The organism is Arhodomonas sp. KWT (assembly GCF_010993615.1).
This window is the reverse complement of the sequence record NZ_WNXE01000099.1, coordinates 6,446-9,034: the sequence shown is the minus strand read 5'-3', so window position 1 is coordinate 9,034 and position 2,589 is coordinate 6,446. Positions and strand designations below refer to the sequence as shown.

Sequence of the window (2,589 nt, the reverse complement as noted above, 5' to 3'; positions counted from 1 at the left end):
CGGACGTCGACGTGGCGGCGCTCAGCCAGATCCAGCAGTACAGCGGTTCCGGCGCCGGCGCCATCACCATGGGGGGCGGCAAGCGCGACAAGTTCAGCTCGGCGCTGTCCGGTGCGCTGGCCTTCGACTGGATCCGGGGCAGCACCCGGGCAACCGTGAGCGGCATCTCCGCCGACGCCCTCGGCGGGCTGGATGTCGCCGCCATCTCCGGTGGCGACCACGTGGCCTTCGGCGCCGGTCTCGCGGTGGATACCAGCCAGTCCGACAGCCTCTCGGTGGCGATGTCCGGCTCCGTCGGCGTGAACGGGCAGACCACCGAGGCCGCCGTGACCGCCAGCAGCCTCACCCTGGCGGATGACGGGAATACGGCAAACGATGTGAACGTCCGCGCCTATGACCGCACGCGCAGCCTCCTGGGCGGTGGCGCCCTGGCGGGCAATACCGGTGGCCGGGGGGCCAGCGCCGGCGGTGCGCTCACGGTGGGCACGGTCGCCAACAGCCTGATCGCGGCGCTGGACGGCACCACGGTGACCGGAGCGGACGACGTGACGGTGGAGGCCGCGAGCCGCTCCCGGGTGCTCGCCGGCGCCCTGGGGGCGGCGGTTTCCGGGGCGCAGGGGGCCGCGCTGTCCGGCTCCGGGACCATGGTCTACCTTGGCAACAGCGTGACCGCCCGGGTGGACGGCGGGGGCAGCACCCACGTCGACGCGGCGACCCTCGACGTCGCCGCCCACAGCGTCACCGGAATGGACGATTTCGATCCGCTGTTCGCCGATGCCGCCGGCGACAGCCTCGACGGCGCAGGGCTGGATTTCACCGGCGCGACGCTCGGCGACCTCGACACCACCGTGGAGACCGAGAAGGAGGACCTGCGCGAGGACGACAGTACCGCCGAGTCCCAGTCGCTGTTCGATGCCTCGCTCGCCGGCGAGTTCGTCATCGGGATTGCCGGCAACCTCGCGGCCGGCGGCAAGGCGTCCGGTGGCGGCTCCGCCGGCGTGATCTACAGCGGCTCCGACTACACCGCGACCGTCAGCGGCCTTGCCGCACCCGGCGGCGGTCACGGGCTGACGCTCAGCGGGGGACTGGATGTCTCCGCGGTCAACGGTGTCGAGACGGTGGGCGTGGCGGCCGGTGCCGGTGGCTCGAAATCCGCCGCCGTCCTCGGCTCGGCGACCGCGCTGGTGGAGCGCGGCACGGTGACGGCCCTGGTGGGTGATGCCGATGGCGCCCGCCTGGACGCCTCGACCGGCGACGCGGATATCGGTGCCAGCCACAGCGGCGGCTACTACGCCTTTTCCGGGGCGTTTTCCGCCGCGAGCAAGGCCGCTACCGGCGCGGCGATCGGCGTGACAGACGTCGCCGGCAGCGTCGATGCCGGTCTGGAGTACGCCGACCTTGACGCCGGCGGCGGGCTGACGGTGGACGCGGACCGCAGCGAGGCCATCCGTGCGGGGGCGGTCAGCGGCGCGGTGTCCAAGAGTGCCGCCATCGGCGGTGCACTGAGCTACAACCGTATCGGCGGCTCGGTGAAGACCACGGTGCGGGATGCCGGCATCACCGCCGAGGATGTGACCTTCACCACCGCCCAGCCCGACAGCGGCAGCAGCATCTGGTCCGCGGCGGGCAGCGTCCTGGCCTCCGGGAAGGCCGCGGTGGGCGGGGCGGTGTCCATCAACCTCACCGACGGCACGCGCGAGACCCGGGTCGAGGACAGCGCCATCGACGCCGGAGACGGCACCCTCACCCTGGACTCCGCGGCCATCAACGAGATCGTCTCCCTGGCGGTCGGCGGCCAGGCCGCGCAGAAGGTCGCGGCCGGGGGAGCCGCGTCGTTCAACCGCATCAAGGACAGTGCCGGCGTGCACGTCGAGGGCGGCACGCTGAGCGCGGGCACCCTGAATGCCCGCGTCAGGGACGGCGCCGTCGACGACACCGGCGGTGCCAGCCGTATCGCCACGCTGGCGGGCAACCTCAACGGCAGCGGTTCGTTGGCCGTGGGCGGCGGCGCCGCCGTGGGCACCATCGCGCAGACCCGCAGCGTCGATCTCATCGACACCGGCCTGGATGTCGCCGGCACCGCCACGCTGTCCTCGATCTCGAGTGGCACCGTCTACGGTCTCGGCGTTGCCGGTGCGGTCGCCAACAAGGCCGCGGTCGCCGGTGCCGCCGCCAGCGGCAGTATCGCCTCGGCGAACACCGTCACCGTCAGGCGCGTCCACGGCGATGCCGGCACCCTGGACGTCGACGCCGACGACACCTCCTCCGTCTACGCCTACGCCATCTCCGCCGGGCTCGGATCGACCCTCGGCGGTGGCCAGGCATCCACGGTCAACCGGATCGATACCGCCACCACGGCGACCATCACCGGCGCCGCCCTGGACGATCAGGGCGACGTGCAGGGGCTCGGCGCGGGGCGGATCACCATCGACGCACTGGCGGACCAGACAATCCGCAGCGCGGCGGTGGGTCTCGGCGGCGGAGGCAAGGCGGGGATCGCCGGTTCGCTGGCGGTGAACATCCTCGACGCCGACGTGACCGCCGCCATCGACGGCGGTGCCCACGTCGCCTCCGACGGCAATCTGGGAA

Annotated in this window: 1 protein-coding gene; it reads left to right on the top strand. The window is 72.7% G+C overall.

The features are described from left to right. Nucleotides 1-2,589, top strand: a 2,589-nt coding sequence (locus G7A99_RS13140; RefSeq protein WP_163140815.1) for a hypothetical protein, incomplete at both ends; no start/stop codon positions are given.